The sequence below is a fragment of the Hanstruepera ponticola genome (assembly GCF_012931685.1).
Lineage (GTDB): Bacteria > Bacteroidota > Bacteroidia > Flavobacteriales > Flavobacteriaceae > Hanstruepera > Hanstruepera ponticola.
Genome location: NZ_JABANC010000008.1, coordinates 23,902 through 42,583 on the forward strand (window position 1 = coordinate 23,902; position 18,682 = coordinate 42,583).

The window sequence follows — 18,682 nt, forward strand, 5'->3', positions numbered from 1 at the left end:
TTACCTAATCCAATTTATTGATGTAGTAATCTTTATACTTACTTTCATCAAAGGTAAATAAGGTTTTTGATAATGGTTCGTTTGTTTTAAAAGAATTAACAGTTAAGGTGGTTTGAATACCATTTTTGCCAATTTCTATTAAATTATAGATATGGTTAGTGTTAGCATCTATCCCTAAAAGTATATGCTTAATTTCGGAGTTTGAATCAATAGGAGTTAATTTGACGTATTGAATTTTTCTTCCTTTCACGTTTTGAACAATGTCCATTTTGTACGTGTAACCATCTTCATAAAACGAAAGCATTTTGCTAGGTGTGATGCTGTTTTCGTCTTCTGAATTATCACTTGAAATTGTTACCTCTTCATCTTCTGGACTTATGCTGTACAATGTTTTTCCATCAAAAATCCGTGTAACGCCTAAAATGTTTAGCTTATACTTATCACCTTGAATAACAACATCACCACGTGTTTCTTGGTTTACATTTTCAGCAATATTTTGCAATACATATTTAAAATCTATAGCTATGTTGTCATAGCTTTTTACTTTATCTGATACCTTTTTAAGCAATGTCTTGGCTTCATTATCTTGAGCAAAAGTAATGCTGCATGTTAGCATTAATAAAAGTGTAATTATTTTTTTCATCGTTGTTATTTTTTTATTGTCCTTCGTTTGCCAGTAGTTGGTCGAGCGCAGCTAGATCTGGAACCAAAACTTGACGTGCTTTACTACCTTCAAAGCCACCAACAATACCAGCAGCTTCCAATTGATCAATTAATCTTCCAGCACGATTATAACCTAATTTTAGTTTACGTTGTAACAATGAGGCTGAACCTTGTTGTGCTGTCACAATTATTTCAGCTGCTTCTCTAAAAAGCGCATCACGATCGTTAATATCTATATCAAGACTTGTGCCACTTTCTTCACCAACATATTCCGGTAGCTGATAAGCATCTGGATAAGCTTTTTGTGAGCCAATAAAATCTGTTATTTTTTCAACTTCTGGCGTATCAACAAAGGCACATTGAATTCTAATCATATCATTTCCTTGAGTGTAAAGCATATCACCACGACCTATAAGTTGATCAGCACCAGATCCGTCTAAAATGGTTCGAGAATCAATTTTTGAAGTTACTCTAAACGCTATTCTGGCAGGGAAATTCGCCTTTATAATACCAGTAATCACATTTACCGAAGGTCTTTGAGTTGCTATAATCAAGTGGATTCCAATAGCTCGTGCTAATTGCGCTAAACGAGCTATAGGTGTTTCAACTTCCTTTCCAGCTGTCATGATTAAATCGGCAAACTCATCAACAACCAATATGATGTATGGAAGAAATTGATGACCATCATTAGGATTTAACTTTCTGGCCTTAAACTTTGCATTGTATTCTGCAATATTTCTACATAAAGCATTTTTTAACAACTCATATCGGTTGTCCATTTCAATACACAACGAATTTAAAGTATTAATTACTTTTGTGTTGTCAGTAATTATGGCATCTTCACTATCTGGTAGTTTAGCGAGATAGTGACGTTCAATTTTATTAAAAAGTGTTAATTCAACCTTTTTTGGGTCAACCAAAACAAATTTCACTTCTGCTGGGTGCTTTTTGTAAAGTAAAGATGTTAAAACGGCATTCAAACCAACGGACTTACCTTGACCAGTTGCTCCAGCCATTAATAAGTGTGGCATTTTAGCCAAATCAACAACAAAGGTTTCGTTGCTGATAGTTTTTCCTAGGGCAATTGGTAATTGCATTTCAGCTTTTTGAAACTTTTGAGAGGCAATAACCGATCGCATAGAAACAATGGTCGAATTCTTATTTGGGACTTCAATACCAATTGTTCCTTTACCAGGTATAGGTGCAATAATTCTTATTCCTAATGCTGATAGCGATAAGGCAATATCATCTTCTAGGTTTTTAATTTTAGAAATTCTGACACCTGCTTCAGGGATAATTTCATAGAGCGTAACAGTTGGACCAATTGTGGCTTTTATATTTGAAATCCCAATCTTGTAATTATTGAGCGTTTCTACAATTCTATTTTTATTTTCTTCTAATTCCTCTTGGTTGATAGTTATACCTTCAGTTTCGTACTTTTTTAGAAGTTCTAAAGAAGGGAATTGATAATTACTTAATTCAAGAGTAGGATCAAATTGTCCAAAGTCTTCAACAAGCTTGTTGGCTAGATTGTCAGTTTCTGATAGTTCTTCTTCTACATGCTCAACTTCAATCTTAACTTCATCCTCATTATTGTTGATTGGTTTTTCAGTTTTCTTCGGTGTTTGGGGTGCTGTGATCTCTGTGGCTTCTGGTTTGTCATTTGTTAAATCAAAGGCAGTTTTTATATCTTCAGCTTCAGCTGATAAGTCATTATCAAGAGATATTACAGGTTCATTATTATTGGTTTCAGCAGTTTCACCAAGACTTTCTTTAAGATCTTTTTTAGCCGAAGCAAACACGTTTTTAAATGTTTCTGCCGTCATTTTAAAGCGGATGGCTAAATAGGTGATAAGAGCAAATATCAATAGTAAGATTGTTCCAATTTTGCCTAAATATTCTTGAAGGAAAAAATTGATTTCATAACCAATTGTTCCACCCAGAATGTCCAGTTTTTCAGAGAAGAATCCAAATAATACAGAAAACCAAACTACAATTAACGTTCCCCAAAACCAATGCTTACGCAATCTGGATTTATTGGTATTGGTAAGTACGTAAATTCCCGATGTAAAAATTAAACCTGCAAAAATAAAAGAGGCGACACCAAACCCACGAAGTATAAAAAAATCACTTAACCAAGCACCTGTTTTATTTAGCCAGTTCTCTGTTTGGACACCTCTGGAAGTAAATTCGGAAAGTGTACTTTGATCAGCTTTTCCTGTGAAGAAAAAAGAAACAAACGCAATAAATAAGAGTAATCCCAAAATAATAAGAAAACTACCAAAAACTAACTTTTGCTGATTGGATAGTTTAAAACTTGGGGCTTTTAATTTTGTTTTAGATTCTTTTTTGGATTTAGATTTTTTCTTCGCCATTCACGAGGTATTATATTTTTCAAAAATACAAATTACAAACGTTTATCCTAAAGCAAATAGTATTTAAAAAATCTTTGGAAAATATATTATCATACCAACCGTAACTGCTGTGATTGCTATAATAAAAACTGCACCTGCTGAAATGTCTTTTATCAAACCTATTTTGGGGTGATAATCAGGGTGAATAAAATCTGCGATTTCCTCAATAACAGTATTGATTCCTTCAATAGCCAAAATAGCACCTATGGTTAAACATTGGATGGCCCATTCAGTCAATGAAAGTTCAAAATAAAATCCAGCTACAGTCATTAAAAGACTTATAACAATTTGGATTTTAATACTCTTTTCTGTGGTTATTAAAATCCATGCGCCTTTAAAAGCGTAGCGAATGCTTTTAATTCGGTTGACAAGAAAGGGTTCCTTTTTATTCATCTAAAAGCGCCTCCAAAGCAGCCTTGTAATTTGGTTCATCAGCAGTTTCCTGGACTTGTTCAGTATATTTAATTGTGCCATTTTCATCCAAAACAATTACACAACGAGAGTGAAGTCCTTCAAAAGCTCCATTTTTAAATTCTAAATTATAATCCTTACCAAAACTGCCAGTTTTAAAATCTGATAACATGACAAGGTTCTCAATGCCTTCTGCACCACAAAAACGTGCTTGAGCAAAGGGTAGATCTCTTGAAATACACAACACTTTTGTGTTATTTAATTCTGATGCTTCTTTATTAAAAGTTCGCACAGATTGTGCACATGTACCAGTATCTACACTTGGGAATATGTTTAGAACAACCTTGTGTCCTTCAAAATCAGATAATTCTTGTGTTGATAAATCACTAACAGTTAATTTAAAACTTGGGGCTTTTTCTCCAATTTTTGGTAAAGAACCTAAAGTTTCAACGGGTGTTCCACCCAAAGTTATATTTGCCATAATATCTTTTTTAATGAATAAGTAAAAATACTGATTTTACTTACCTTTTAATAATTTATACACTTTTAATTAAATAAGCATTTTCTATTTAAATATAGGTACAATCAATTTTGATGATGGTGTTTAAAATGGTAATTTTAAAAAAATAATTTAAAGTAAATAACAACATGGAAAGTAACAATAATCAAAACGGCAATGTTTGGGATATCAATGAGTCTAGTGCTAGTAAGTGTCCTTTTGCTAGTGGTACACAAAAAAAAGGTGCTGGTGGAGGTACACGAAATAGAGATTGGTGGCCCAATGAATTGAAATTAAATATTCTACGTCAAAATGATGTTAAGTCAAACCCTTTAGGTGCTGAATTTAATTATGCTGAAGCATTCAATAGTATAAATTATGATGAACTTAAACAAGATGTAATAGATTTAATGACTGATTCACAGGATTGGTGGCCAGCTGATTATGGACACTATGGCCCTTTTATGATTCGTATGGCTTGGCACAGTGCTGGAACCTATAGGGTAGGTGATGGAAGAGGAGGAGCTGCTTCTGGATCTCAACGTTTTGCACCTTTAAATAGTTGGCCTGATAATGGGAATTTGGATAAAGCGAGATTATTATTATGGCCTGTAAAAAAGAAATATGGAAACAAAATATCTTGGGCAGATTTAATGATTTTAGCAGGTAATTGTGCCATAGAATCTATGGGGTTAAAAACGTTTGGTTTTGCTGGCGGACGTGAAGATGTTTGGCAACCTGAAGAAGATATATATTGGGGTTCTGAAAATCAGTGGCTTGGAAATGACGAACGTTATGATACTAGTGATGGTGATCTGGAAGGTCATTTAGGAGCTGTTCATATGGGATTGATTTACGTTAATCCAGAAGGTCCAAATGGAAATCCTGACCCTTTAAAATCAGCACATGATATAAAAATAACATTTGGTCGAATGGCAATGAATGATGAAGAAACGGTTGCTTTAGTTGCTGGTGGTCATACCTTTGGTAAAGCACATGGAGCTGCTGACCCTGATAAATATGTTGGTGTTGAACCTCATGGCGCGACTATTGAAGAAATGAGTACAGGTTGGAAGAATACTTTTGGAACCGGCGTTTTGGATGACACTATTACGAGTGGTCTTGAAGGCGCCTGGACACCAAATCCTATTCAGTGGGATCATGATTATTTTGACGTGCTCTTAAATTATGATTGGGAATTAACCAAAAGTCCAGCTGGAGCACATCAATGGACACCAACGGCAGAATCAAACGCTAGAATGGCTCCCAAAGCAGGTGATCCAAATGGTAAGCAAGCATTAATGATGTCAACGGCTGATATGGCTCTTAAAATGGATCCAACGTATTTAGAAATATCAAAACGCTTTCATAAAGATCACAAGGCTTTTGAAGATGCTTTTGCTCGTGCTTGGTACAAATTAACTCATAGGGATATGGGTCCTATTGATCGATATTTGGGGCCAGAAGTTCCGAAAGAAGAATTATTATGGCAGGATCCAATTCCAAAAGTTGATTATAAACTAAATGATTCAGATATAGCGACCTTAAAACGTTTGATTGCATCTTCTGAATTGACAGTTTCTCAACTCGTAAGAACTGCATGGGCTTCGGCATCAACTTACAGAGGATCGGATATGAGAGGTGGTGCCAATGGTGGACGAATTCGTTTGGAGCCCATGCGAAATTGGGAAGTTAATAACCCAGCTGAACTGAAACAAGTACTTCAGGTTTATGAAAATATTCAAGACGCGTTTGATGGCTCTGTATCTATTGCAGACTTAATTGTGTTAGGTGGGAATTTAGGTGTTGAACAAGCAGCAAAAAATGCTGGATTTGAGGTCACTGTTCCTTTTGAGCAAGGTAGAGGTGATGCTTCTCAAGAACAAACAGATTTAGAATCATTTGGTTATTTAGAGCCCCTAGCAGATGGATTTAGAAATTATATGCGATCGGATTTGAAAGTTGCAGCAGAAGATTTACTTGTTGATAGAGCCAATTTGCTTACACTTTCCATCCCTGAAATGACTGTGCTTGTTGGTGGGTTACGTGTTTTAGGAGCTAATTATGACGGTTCTAAACATGGTGTTTTTACAGATGCCGTTGGTAGTTTAACTAATGATTTTTTTACAAACCTATTAGACTTTTCAATCACTTGGAAGGCTGTAAATTCTGAAGAAAAAGAATTTATTGGTCGCGACCGTAAGACTGGTGCTATGAAATTTTCAGGAACTAGAGCCGATTTGATTTTTGGATCAAACACGGAACTAAGAGCAGTTTGTGAAGTTTATGGTGCTAGTGATGGGCAAGAAAAATTTGTTAAGGACTTTATAGCTGCATGGACCAAAGTGATGAATTTAGATCGCTTTGATTTAAAATAGAAAGTAGAGTAATAAAAAAGTCTGCTCCATTGAGCAGACTTTTTTATTTATTGAACTAATCAATAATTTAGTTAACGTGCTTTTCTAAAAATTCTGCAACACCTTCGTGAGTTGCTTGCATACCAGTTTTTCCTTTATTCCAGTTAGCTGGGCAAACCTCACCATTTTCTTCTACGAATTGTAGAGCATCAACCATACGTAACGCTTCATCAACATTTCTACCTAATGGTAGATCGTTAACAATTTGATGACGTACAATACCTTCTTTGTCAATTAGGAATAAACCTCTGTAAGCGATTAATTCACCATCAGCTTGTAACATATCATTTTCATCATAAAAATAATCACCAGCTAAAACATCATAGTTTTTAGAAATAGTTTTATTGGTATCTGCTACTAAAGGATATTTTACACCTTTAATACCTCCATTATTTTTATCTAATTGTAACCAACCCCAATGTGATTGTTCAGTATCTGTTGAAACACCCACTACAGCAGTATTTTTAGATTCAAATTCTGCTAATTTTTCTTGAAACGCATGTAGTTCAGTTGGACAAACAAACGTAAAATCTTTTGGGTAAAAGAATAATACGACGTGCTTTTTTCCAATGAATTGTTCTAATGAAAAATCTGAAACAAATTCGCCACCATTGACCACTGCTTGTGCATTAAATTGAGGTGCTTTTTTTCCTACTAATACAGCCATTTTTTAATTTACTTTTTGTGTTAAAAATTAATTTTCAGCTGCAAAGATACATATTACTCATACCTTAACCATGCATTAATATTTTAAAAATTTATAAAGCGATAGTTTATGCCAATTTACCTCTTAACTGCTTTATTTTAATATTGAAAGCGGCAAATAACAAAGTCATAAACGGGCTTAACCAGTTGAATATAGCGAAGAAGAAATAATCGATAACTGGAACGCCAAGAACACCGCTTTGATATGCTCCACAAGTATTCCAAGGCACAAGTACTGAAGTTACTGTTCCTGAATCTTCCAATGTTCTACTTAAATTTTCTGGTGCTAGACCTTTTTCTTCATAAGCTTTCTTAAACATTTTTCCAGGAACTACAATTGCTAGATATTGATCGGAAGCTGTTACGTTTAAAGCTAAACAGCTGGCAACAGTACTAGCAAATAAACCAAAGGTAGATGATGCTAAACTTAATAAAGCAGCGCTAATTCGTGATAGCGCACCAATAGCATCCATAACACCGCCAAAAACCATAGCGCAAATGATAAGCCAGATAGTGGTTAACATTCCATACATGCCTTTGCCAGATGCCGAAAATAACTCTTGTAGAGTTTCATTTTCTGTAATAATTGTAGTTTTTACTGTAATAGCATTCATTATGCCTTTGTAAGCTGATGTTAAAGTTAATGAGTCAGCTCCAGTGATTTGGGCAACAATGTTGGGCTGGAATATTAATGCGAAAATCCCACCTAAAAGTGTTCCTACAAGAAGCGCAATTAATGGTGGTGTTTTTTTTATAATTAATATAATAACTGCTACTGGAACTAAAAACAGCCAACCATTAATGTTAAAAGTGTTGTTAATATCATTAAGTAATAAAGATGTGTCGGTAACACCAGATGAATCTTGCATAAACCCTAAAAAGATAAAAACTATAAGTGTAATTGTGATTGTAGGAACTGTTGTAAGTGCCATATATTTTATATGGTCAAACAATTCTGCTCCAGCCATGGCAGGAGCTAAATTTGTGGTATCACTTAACGGAGACATTTTATCCCCAAAATAAGCCCCAGACAATACGGCTCCTGCTGTCATTCCTAAAGAAACTCCAAGAGCTTCTCCAATACCAATTAGCGCTATACCAACCGTTGCAGAAGTTGTCCAAGAGCTACCAGTAGCTATTGATATTATAGCACATATTATAACACAAGCTGCTAAAAATATTGTTGGATTTAAGATTTGCAAACCATAATATATCATTGCGGGAATTATACCACTTATTAACCATGTTCCTGCCAAGGCGCCTACCATCAAAAGTATTAATATGGCACCAGTCGTCGATTTAACATTTTCGGCAACTTCATCAAGCATTTGGTTAAAAGTAACTTTATTATAAAACCCAACAATTGCAGCTACTGCTGCTCCCAATAGTAATATAAATTGATTACTGCCGCTCACAGCATCATCACCATAGATCAATACGTTAAAGGCAAGCATTCCAACCAATGCCAAAACAGGAATTAATGCTTCCCATATATTCAATTCTTTGTTTGTTACAATATTTTCGTCTTGTGGTTGTCTGGGTTTTATATCTTGGCTTTCCATTTATTTATTGTAGTTAGTTTGTTTTTTTGATTTGTAATGTTACAATTTTATGCGAATCTATGCAAAAATGGAAAGGCTAGTTTTAAATCTTTTGTTTTAAGACATTTCAGTTAAATCATTTTGGTATATTTAAACATTGAGAGTTAAAACCATAATTAACAATGATTTATAAGCTAAAAACTTCAAACAATAGTATCAAGTTATTTATTGCTTTAATTTTTCCAGCTGTCATGTATTGTCAAACAAGCGAGCGCAAAGTAAGTGATGCCATAGAACAGTTTATGACTACAGAAAACCCTAGAGAAGGTATTCAAGATTTACTGAAACATCAAGTCGTTGTCGAGCAAGTAAATGACTCGTTAAAAGGGCATTTTTATTTGAATTTGGGTATTGCTTATGGTCAAATTAACCATGCCGATTCATCCTTTTATTTTTTAGATAAATCTGAAAAAATAGCCAATCAAATTCCATCTAATTTTTTATTGGCAATGATCAATAATACTCGTGGATTGGTTTACATGGGTAAGGCAGAATATGAATCTTCTTTATCTGCTTATCAAGAAGTGATGAGACTAGCTGAAGGGAAAAATGATAAGCGGCTTAATGATGTGTTGAGTAAAACCTATGGTAATTTAGGTGGTGTTTACTATCAGTTAGGACAAATGGACAAAGCGTTGGAAACCACTAAAAAATGCTTAACACTCTCTCAAACTATAAATGACACAACCGATATTGCACTCAATCATTTACGGCTTGCAATGGTTTATAATGATATGAACCAATTGGATAATGGTATAGAACACCTAAATAAAGCCCGGACTTTTTTCAAGAATCTAAATAATGCAACTATGCTTGTATATGCTGAAAGTAATTTGGGTAAGGTGTTTAAGAAAAAACAAAATTTAGATAGTGCTTTTGTTCATTATCAAGAAGCTCACAAATATGCCAAAACTCTCGGTGAACAAGAAGAATACATTACCACATTACTCGCTATGTCTAGCGTGAAACTGGAACAGGATATGCTTAATAAGGCTACAGATTATGCCCAAAAAGCCCTGTTTGTTGCCAAAAAAAATGGTTTTTCAAATAGTGAACAGCAAGCCTATGATTTATTATATCAAATAGCTTTGAAAAAAGGAAAACCAAATGAAGCATTAAACTTTAGAAACGCTTATATTAAGTTAGCTGATTCTTTAAGTAGTGTTGAAGTGAAAGCACGAGTTGCTGCTCTTGAAACTCAATATGAAACGGCAAAAAAAGAAAAAGAAATACAAAAATTAACTTTTGAAAGTCAACTAAATAAAGCCTATTTGGAAAAGGCTAGAAATAAACAATTAATAATTGCCGTTAGCGGTTTTGCAGTTATTTTAATAATTATCATATTTTTCGTTTCGAAGCATAAAAAAGAAAAAGCAGAGCGTATTGCACAGTCATTACAGGTAGAGGCTCTTCAAAAGCGATTTATAGAATTGCATAGTAGTCCAGCTGAATTATCGGTTGATTTAAAAATGCAAGAATTGAACCAAAAACTGGAAACACCTTTAACAGACAGAGAGTTTGAAGCACTTAAACTTTGTATAGCAGGGAAAACAAATTCAGAGATTGCAGGTGAATTATTTGTGTCGGTGAGTACTATCAAATTTCATTTAAGAAATGCCTACAGCAAGTTAGGTGTTAACAATAGAAAAGAAGCATTCAAGTATATGCTTAAATCCATATAATTAATCTACTCATTTTTTTATTAATTTCCGGTCTAATCTACTCATCAATTATTAAAAAATAAACAAGCTAAATAGTTAGTTAATAGGGAATGAAATTTTTATAATACTTCATTGGCTACTACGTTAAATATCTTAAAAACAATTAGTTGGCATTTATGTTTTTAAAACTAACCCATAGGGTTAGGTGTGTTTATATAATAAAATTGCAATTTTGAGCATGGTCATTATCATAAACCAACTAAAATGAAATTCAAAGTCCTATTTCTATTCTGTTATTACTGTTTTACTATCAATATTGTGGCTCAAGTTGGAATAGGGACGACTAATCCTGATGCTTCATCAATTTTAGATATTACGGCTTCAGACAAAGGAGTACTTGTTCCCAGAGTTAATTTAACCGATGTTACAAATACAACAGCGCCAGTTGCTTCACCTGCAACCGGTTTGTTAGTTTGGAATACAAACGCTGGTACCACAGGCGGAAATGGTGTTGGGTTTTACTTCTTTAACGGAACGCAATGGACGCCTATTCAACAAAGTCAAGGAGACGACCATGATTTCTATGAAGAGGGTACCACAACAGCACCAGATGATATTAATGATGATCTATTTACAATGGGCCATTTAGCCATTGGTAAAAATACAGCAGACTATCCGTTAGACATTCTTGATAATGATGCGAATATTGGTACTTATCTATCTTTAGGCGGTATTGATGATTCAAATAGAACAGGTATATATTCTTTAATCACAAATTCAGGAAACGGAAGGCAATATGGTATAAATACAGGTTTGAACGGAGGAGGTGCAGGTGAACATGGAGGTTTATATGCTCAACTGCAAGGTACAGGAAATGGAACACAAGTTGGTGTTAGAACTGCAATAAACAATAGTGGAAGTGGTAATCATTATGGTGTTGATAATCTAATTAGTGGTTCAGGTTCTGGAGAGCAATATGGCGTAAGAAATAGAGTAACTAATAATGGAAATGATTTTCATTATGGTACTTATAATTCTCTTTCAGGATCAGGAAATGGCAGGCAGTACGGAATTTATAATCTAATTAATAATTCAGGATCTGACAATCATTATGGTTCATATAATTTCTTGTCTGGAACAGGTACAGGTATTCAGTATGGAACTATTAATTTTATTGATAATACGGGCAGTGGTTTGCATTACGGAAATTGGACAAGACTACAAGGTACTGGTACTGGAGAGCAATATGGCAACTATGTAAACATCATAAATACTGGCAATGCTATACATTATGGAGGGTATGTTGATTTAGAAGGAGTTGGTTCTGGAATTCATTATGGATTATACAATACTTTAGGCGGCTCTGGGACAGGAAGACAATATGGTGTTTACAATGAAATAGATAATAGTGGTAATGCAAATCATTTTGGATCTTACAGTGCCTTGACCGGAACAGGATCAGGTTCACACTATGGAAACTGGGTGCGATTAGAAGGTGCTGGTACTGGGAATCAAATAGGTGCTTACAATTATATAAATAATACCGGTAATGGTGATCATTATGGCTCTTACAATGTCTTGTCTGGTACGGGAAGTGGTCCACATTATGGAGATTGGATTCGATTACAAGGTACAGGTACGGGATTACAAATAGGTGATTATATTTATATTGATAATTCAGGAAATAGTAATCATTGGGGAGAATTTATTGTTTTAAATGGAAGTGGCTCTGGAGTCCACTATGGCTCTGTGATCTCGCTATCAGGAACAGGTACTGGAGATCAAACAGGTTTTAGAGCAAACATTTCTAATTCAGGTAATGGTAATCATATAAGCTTAGATAATAATTTTTCTGGAACAGGAAATGGACCTCAATATGGTGTAAAGAATTATTTTTTTAATAATGGTGCTTCAAACCCTCAATATGGTTTATTTAATGAGATTTATAGCCAAGGTGAAGGGTCTCATTATGGGATGTATTCAACTATTTCAAATAATGGTAATGGTAATAAATATGGTGTTTACTCTCAAATAAGTGGTAGTGGAAGTGGTACTAAATACGGGTCTTTCAATACTATTGCAAATTCAGCAGGCGGTACGCACTATGGTGTTTATTCCAATGTGTTAAAAGCAGGAAGTTATGCAGGTTACTTTTTAGGAAATGTATCAATTGGAACTACAACAGGAAACAATTATATATTACCAGCTTCAAGAGGTACAAACGGACAAATCATGCAAACAGATGGTATTGGAAATGTAAGCTGGGTTAACAACCCATCCGTTTCATATTGGTCACGAACAGGGAATACTTTAGATGTTGCTACTGCTGCTGACGATATTAGTTTTACAAGTGATCAAACCAGTATTATATTTCCAAACACCAATGGTACACCAAGCTCTATGATGTATATGTTTCAAGGTGCTGGAAATGTAGATAGAATGGTGTTGTCGCATTCACCAGCTTTTCCTGCCTGGGGATTGGAGTATGAGGATGCTACAGATAGTTTCATCTTTAAATCTTCTACTCAAGAGCGCGTAGAGATAGATCTTGCTGGAGGTTATCCTTTACGAGTTTATGGAACGGCTCGAGCCGTCAATTTCGAATCGGATACAACTACCTATCCAGATTATGTTTTTGAATCCTATTTTCAAGGATATTCTAAACTGAATACTGATTATACGTTTAAAACTCTAGCTGAAGTTGAAACTTTTATAAAAGAAAATGGTCATCTTCCTAATGTAAAGTCTTATCAAGAAGTTAAAGATAATAGAATGACCATAGATGTTGGAGAGATGACAGTAACAAACCTAGAAAAAATTGAAGAAGCCTATTTGTACATCATAGAATTAAAAAAAGAAAATGATTTGCTAAAAGAAAAATTAGAAAAGCAACAGCATCAGATTGATGAAATCAAAAGGTTCCTGAATAAAGATTAAGGATTTTTATCTTAATTAATCCTTTTGTTGGTATGTTTGTATCCATATGGATTCACTCACTCAAATTGTATTGGGAGCTGCATGTGGCGAAGCAGCACTTGGTAAAAAAATTGGCAACAAGGCCTTGCTTTTTGGTTCTATTGGTGGTACTATTCCTGATTTAGATGTATTTGTTGGAAGTTGGCTTTATGGAAATGAGATAGATGCTATGCTGTTTCATAGAGGTTTTATGCATTCTATTTTGTTTTCAATTATGGGAGCTTTTCTGTTTGGTTTGCTATTTTTTAAAATGTATGATTCAGGAAAAAGAAAATATACCACTAACGTAAAAGATTGGATATGGCTCTTTTTTCTATCATTGTTTACACACCCAATTTTAGATGCCTTTACACCATATGGCACGCAATTATTCGCACCTTTTAGTAATTACCGAGTTGCATTTAATAATATAGCAGTAGTTGACCCTATTTATACAGTACCTTTTTTACTTTGTTTAATTGTTATGATGTTTTTTAAACGAAACAATCCTTCTAGAAAACTCTGGCTACAACTCGGACTTGGTATTAGTTCGGCTTACATGCTTTTTACATTAGGGAACAAAATATATATTGATTCTGTTTTTAAGACGTCATTAAAAGAAGAAAATATCGGCTATCAAAGATATTTTACACAACCAACCATATTTAATAATATACTCTGGTATGGTGTATTAGAATCAGAAACAACTTATCGTGTTGGTTATTATTCATTGTTAGATGAAGGTGATCGCTTTTCTGATTGGTTTGAAATTCCTAAAGTAAGAGATATATCTTCAGAAGATTTTAAACGACTCAATAAACTGGCCTGGTTTAGTAATGATTACTTTAGTATTTATAGAATTGGCGACAATAGGTATCAATATAATGATTTACGGTATCCGTTATCAGATAAGAACAATCCAAATTCATCAGTATTTAGTTTTATTCTTTTTCACGATGATGGCGCTTTGAATATGAAGCCTTTTGTGAGAGATGATGAAAATGTATCTCAAGCTGTAAAGGAGTTATGGGAAAGAATGAAAGGAAAAAAATAGCGCCTTATAATTAAATAAAGCGCTACTTCAATTCTTTTATGCTAATTCTGTTTGTTTTCTTTTATCCAAAATTGATAGTTCTTCCATACAACTTCGCATCACGTTATAAGTTCTTTCAATATCAGCATCTAAACCAATTGAAAAACGAATCAAACCATCACTTAATCCCATTTCCTTTTGCTCATCTTCAGGTATTTCAGAGGAGGTAGAGCTTCCTGGAGCCGAAAATAAAGTTTTGTAAAAACCAAGGCTTACAGCTAAATAACCAAGATTTTTATGTTGCATCATTTCCATTAGTGCATTGGCCTTATCAATAGATTCTACATCAATAGTCAGCATGCCACCAAAACCATATTTGTCATTCATCATACTTTTAAATAATTCATGCGATGGATGAGATGCTAATCCAGGATAAACCGTTTTCAAGCCATCAGCTTCAAATTTGCTAGCTAAATAGCTTGCATTGTGACTATGCTGTTGCATTCTAATATGCAAGGTTCTCAAATTTTTTAAAACCGAAGCAGAACGCAAACTGTCCATAGTGGAGCCTAATAACATACAAGCGCCATCGTTCACATTCCTTAAGTCGTTTATAAATTCTTGAGTTCCACACACTACACCAGCAACAGTGTCACTGCTACCATTAATGAATTTTGTTAAACTATGTATTACCACATCAGCTCCTAATTTAGCTGGTGAAATAGATAATGGCGAGAACGTATTGTCAACAACTAATTTTAGATTGTATTTTTTTGCCAATTTTGCTAATCCTGCTATATCTGCAACTTCTAACAAAGGGTTGCTTACTGATTCGCAGTAAAGAATTTTAGTATTTGGTTTAATTGCAGCTTCTACTACATCTAATTTTGTAATATCTACAAAACTAGTTTCTATATTAAATCGAGGTGTGAAATTTTTAAGAAAGGCGTAAGTTCCGCCATAAATTGTTCTACTTGAAACAACATGGTCGCCAGCGTCACAAAGTTGCATAATAACTGGTGTAATGGCTCCCATTCCTGAAGCCGTAACATTAGCTGTTTCTGTACCCTCCATTGCAGCTAATGCTTCACCTAAATACAAATTAGATGGGGAGGAGTGACGTGAATATAAATAACATCCATCAGCATTGCCCTCAAAGGTGTCAAACATCGTTTTTGCTGATAAAAACGTATAGGTTGATGAATCGGAAATGGATGGATTAACACCTCCAAATTCTCCAAAATATTGTAAATCTTGTATGTTGTTTGCTGGTTTGAATGCCATAATGATAATGTTTTAGTTTATAATGTTGTAAAAATCCGAATAATTAGATTAATTATCAATACATGTGTAATTAATTAGATAAAAAAACTATATACTTCATGAATAGGCTAATTATTGTAATTAAAATGTCTTAAATTTGTGATTCAAGCGAAAATTTTTCATTTATGTTATTTGATACTATTGATCTGCAGCTTTTGAGTTATTTACAAGCAGACTCCAAGCAAACCAATAAAGAATTATCTAATAAGCTGAATCTATCAGTTACCGCTGTTTACGAGCGTATTAGAAAGCTTGAGCGTGAAGGTGTTATTGATCGTTATGTGGCTTTGTTGAATAAGGAAAAAGTTGACAAAAATTTTGTAGCATTCTGCCATATAAAATTAGTCCAGCATTCTCAAGATTATGTTGTAAAATTTGAACGCGAAGTAACCAATTTGGACGAGGTTTTGGAATGTTATCATGTAAGTGGTGATTATGATTATTTATTGAAAGTGATGGTATCAGACATGGAGGATTTCAGAGAGTTTATGGTTAATAAGTTAACATCCATTAGTCATATTGGTAGTACGCACAGTATGTTCGTTATCAATGAAGTTAAACACACCACAGCTATAAACGTATCTTAAATGCAGTCATTAAATTACAGATTAGCAGAGTTTTTTACTTTGTTTATTGTTTTTCCATTATCCTTGGTGCTTGATTACTGTATTGCAATTAAAATAATATTGGGTGTAATCGGTTTTGTTTACATTGTAATTGTACTTCTTAAAATAGAGAAGCTTCATTTTGGCATACGTTCCAATTTAAATTGGAGTAAATTTTTAAAAGAAACGGCTGTTAAATTTTTAATAATTACAACACTCACAATACCTTATGTGTTTTTGGTAGATAGAGAAAATCTCTTTGCGGTTGTAATAAACAAACCACTTTTATGGCTGGGTATTTTATTTGTTTACACGTTGTTTTCAGTATATCCACAAGAATTAATTTATCGGACTTTTTTCTTCAAGCGTTATCAAGTGCTTTTCAAATCTGAAGCCATATTAATTTTTATCAATGCTATAGTTTTTTCATTGGCGCATATCTTTTTTAGAAACACACTAGTTTTACTATTAACTTTTATTGGTGGTATTCTTTTTGCAATCACCTATAAAACATCAAAATCTACATTTTTAGTGAGTATTGAACATGCTATTTATGGCTGTTGGCTATTTACAGTTGGGATGGGTGATATGTTAGGCTTTCCAGCGTAATTTATTAAACTTTTAAGATGTTGCATTTTAATAATTCATAAAATTAGAGTTTATTCGTATTCTAAATTTTCTGGACTAAACCTATGCGGTACATCTTTTTAATATTTTTAGTATTGTTATTTGCTTCTTGTAAGTCAGTTGATAAATATAATCAGCAAGTTACTAGTTTGCACAGTATTGAATCATTAAAAGCTGATGTTGATGCTGTTTATAAGCAGTTGCAAAAACATCATCCGCATCTCTATCAATACACCTCAAAGGAGGTTTTAGATTTTAAATTTGACAGTTTAAAGACTACCATAACGAAACCAATAACGAGTCAAGAATTTTATGAAAAAATTGCTCCTGTAATCAAGGAAGTACGACAAGGTCATATATCAGTAGTGCCGCCAAAAGAAAAATTTACCAAGAAAGAACGCAAAGCATTACAAAAAAAGGAATTCGAGTTTTATAAGTTAGATTTTGAATATTTAGATAATACACTTTGGGTTGAAGGCGCAAGAAAAGATTCTGCATTAATTGGAAGTCAAGTTTTAAAAATTGGCAACGAGGACCCAAATGATTTAATTAAAAAATATAAAACGCAAATTGCTTCTGATGGTTATAACACCACGCTTTATGATAGAGCTATGAGTAAAGGATTTACTAGGATGTATTACAGAGACAAAGGGTTTCTGGATAGTTTACCAATGACCTTTAAACTCAAAGATTCAGTATTTACCAAAGTATTACGATTGGTTGACAAAAACAAAAAGACAGATTCCATCAATAAGCCAAAAGATACTACGGTTGTTGCTGAACTTTCTAAAGCAGAAAAACGCGCCAAAAAGTTAGCAGCAAAGGAAAAGCGCCGACAAAATAAAAAATTAGGCTATATACCATCAAGGAAGGAATACACAAGAAATTTCAGTTTCTTGGATTCGGACAATGAGGTCGCTTACATGAAAATACGCAGCTTTACCAATGGAAAATTCAAAACGTATTATGATGAAAGTTTTGAGAAGCTCGATTCTTTAAAAACGCCATATTTAGTAATTGATTTAAGAGATAATGGAGGAGGGCGTATTTCGGAGATAGCCTATTTATATGCTTATTTAGCTCAAGATGATTTTCAGTTTATCAACGAAAGCGAGGTTAATAGTCGTGTGCCATTTATGACTTTTGCTATGGCAAATGGTAGTCCGTTTGGGTTAAAGGTTGTTTCAATTTTATTATCACCACTAATAGTCACGCATAACCTATTAAAAACTAAAAAAGTTGATGATAAAATCTATTATAAATTTAAGTATAGCAAGTTAAAGGAGCCCAAAGAAAACAACTATCAAGGAAAGGTTTATGTGCTAATTAATGGAAACTCTTTTTCAGCGTCATCTATTTTATCAACTAATTTACAAGCTACAAATCGTGCTGTTTTTGTAGGTGAAGAAACGGGAGGTGCTTACAACGGTACCGTTGCGGGTATTTATAAGTACTATACCTTGCCAAATAGTTTAATAAAAGTACGTATTGGATTAATGCATATTGATGCGCCTTACAAAACAAAACCCGATGGTTATGGTGTAAGGCCAGATGTGTTTATTGTTCCTACACAACAGGATAGGATAAATGATGTGGATCCTGAATTGGATTGGATTTTAATGGACATCGAAAAAGATAAGAGTTATTCAGGAAGCGGAAAAGCTCATTAATTAAGTATTAAAATTAACCTTATCTTCACGTGTAATTCTTATGGTCTTCCCATAAAACATTTGTATTTTTGTACTCGCAAAAAAGGGTTTACATTTTT

General features: G+C 33.8%; 14 protein-coding genes. 7 read left to right on the forward strand and 7 right to left on the reverse strand.

What is annotated here, in order from left to right; genetic code table 11:
• Nucleotides 1–4: 4 nt before the first annotated feature.
• The 4 genes from HGK31_RS13710 to tpx form a co-directional block, all read right to left on the reverse strand.
• Nucleotides 5–643: a LolA family protein gene (locus tag HGK31_RS13710; protein ID WP_104733965.1), complete on the reverse strand. Its 639-nt coding sequence runs from the start codon at nucleotides 641–643 to the stop codon at nucleotides 5–7.
• Between the two features lie 13 nt (nucleotides 644–656).
• Entirely contained in the window at nucleotides 657–3,038 is a 2,382-nt protein-coding gene (locus HGK31_RS13715; RefSeq protein WP_191860810.1) for an FtsK/SpoIIIE family DNA translocase, read from the reverse strand.
• A gap of 63 nt (nucleotides 3,039–3,101) precedes the next feature.
• Nucleotides 3,102–3,470 carry a diacylglycerol kinase family protein gene (locus HGK31_RS13720; RefSeq protein WP_104733963.1) on the reverse strand — a complete coding sequence of 123 codons (369 nt, stop codon included), beginning with the start codon at nucleotides 3,468–3,470 and terminating at the stop codon, nucleotides 3,102–3,104.
• Nucleotides 3,463–3,969, reverse strand: a complete 507-nt coding sequence (gene tpx / locus HGK31_RS13725; RefSeq protein ID WP_104733962.1) for a thiol peroxidase — start codon at nucleotides 3,967–3,969, stop codon at nucleotides 3,463–3,465. Before tpx ends, HGK31_RS13720 begins: the two co-directional genes overlap by 8 nt.
• Before the next feature lie 167 nt (nucleotides 3,970–4,136).
• Between tpx and katG the strand changes: the two genes are divergently transcribed.
• Entirely contained in the window at nucleotides 4,137–6,365 is a 2,229-nt protein-coding gene (gene katG, locus HGK31_RS13730) for a catalase/peroxidase HPI (protein ID WP_191860812.1), read from the forward strand.
• Nucleotides 6,366–6,432: 67 nt separating this feature from the next.
• Here the strand turns inward: katG and HGK31_RS13735 are convergent, their stop codons facing one another.
• Both HGK31_RS13735 and nhaC read right to left on the reverse strand, forming a co-directional pair.
• A complete protein-coding gene (locus HGK31_RS13735; protein WP_191860814.1) occupies nucleotides 6,433–7,071 on the reverse strand; it encodes a peroxiredoxin in 639 nt (212 codons plus the stop codon).
• 106 nt (nucleotides 7,072–7,177) lie between these two features.
• Nucleotides 7,178–8,671, reverse strand: coding sequence for a Na+/H+ antiporter NhaC (nhaC, locus tag HGK31_RS13740; protein ID WP_191860815.1), 1,494 nt, complete (start codon nucleotides 8,669–8,671; stop codon nucleotides 7,178–7,180).
• Between the two features lie 161 nt (nucleotides 8,672–8,832).
• Here nhaC and HGK31_RS13745 point away from each other — a divergent pair, with 161 nt between their 5' ends.
• From HGK31_RS13745 to HGK31_RS13755, 3 genes are all read left to right on the forward strand, one after another.
• Nucleotides 8,833–10,392, forward strand: a complete 1,560-nt coding sequence (locus HGK31_RS13745; RefSeq protein ID WP_191860816.1) for a LuxR C-terminal-related transcriptional regulator — start codon at nucleotides 8,833–8,835, stop codon at nucleotides 10,390–10,392.
• A 243-nt stretch (nucleotides 10,393–10,635) separates the two neighbouring features.
• Nucleotides 10,636–13,308: a beta strand repeat-containing protein gene (locus HGK31_RS13750; protein ID WP_191860818.1), complete on the forward strand. Its 2,673-nt coding sequence runs from the start codon at nucleotides 10,636–10,638 to the stop codon at nucleotides 13,306–13,308.
• A gap of 46 nt (nucleotides 13,309–13,354) precedes the next feature.
• Nucleotides 13,355–14,380, forward strand: coding sequence for a metal-dependent hydrolase (locus HGK31_RS13755; protein ID WP_191860820.1), 1,026 nt, complete (start codon nucleotides 13,355–13,357; stop codon nucleotides 14,378–14,380).
• Nucleotides 14,381–14,416: 36 nt separating this feature from the next.
• Here the strand turns inward: HGK31_RS13755 and HGK31_RS13760 are convergent, their stop codons facing one another.
• A complete protein-coding gene (locus tag HGK31_RS13760; protein ID WP_191860822.1) occupies nucleotides 14,417–15,643 on the reverse strand; it encodes an aminotransferase class I/II-fold pyridoxal phosphate-dependent enzyme in 1,227 nt (408 codons plus the stop codon).
• 164 nt (nucleotides 15,644–15,807) lie between these two features.
• Here HGK31_RS13760 and HGK31_RS13765 point away from each other — a divergent pair, with 164 nt between their 5' ends.
• The 3 genes from HGK31_RS13765 (at nucleotide 15,808) to HGK31_RS13775 (ending at nucleotide 18,584) form a co-directional block, all read left to right on the forward strand.
• Nucleotides 15,808–16,269, forward strand: a complete 462-nt coding sequence (locus HGK31_RS13765; protein WP_104733954.1) for an Lrp/AsnC family transcriptional regulator — start codon at nucleotides 15,808–15,810, stop codon at nucleotides 16,267–16,269.
• Nucleotides 16,270–16,896 carry a CPBP family intramembrane glutamic endopeptidase gene (locus HGK31_RS13770; RefSeq protein ID WP_191860824.1) on the forward strand — a complete coding sequence of 209 codons (627 nt, stop codon included), beginning with the start codon at nucleotides 16,270–16,272 and terminating at the stop codon, nucleotides 16,894–16,896. It begins immediately after the preceding gene.
• A gap of 83 nt (nucleotides 16,897–16,979) precedes the next feature.
• Entirely contained in the window at nucleotides 16,980–18,584 is a 1,605-nt protein-coding gene (locus HGK31_RS13775) for a S41 family peptidase (RefSeq protein WP_191860826.1), read from the forward strand.
• The last annotated feature ends 98 nt before the right edge of the window (nucleotides 18,585–18,682 follow it).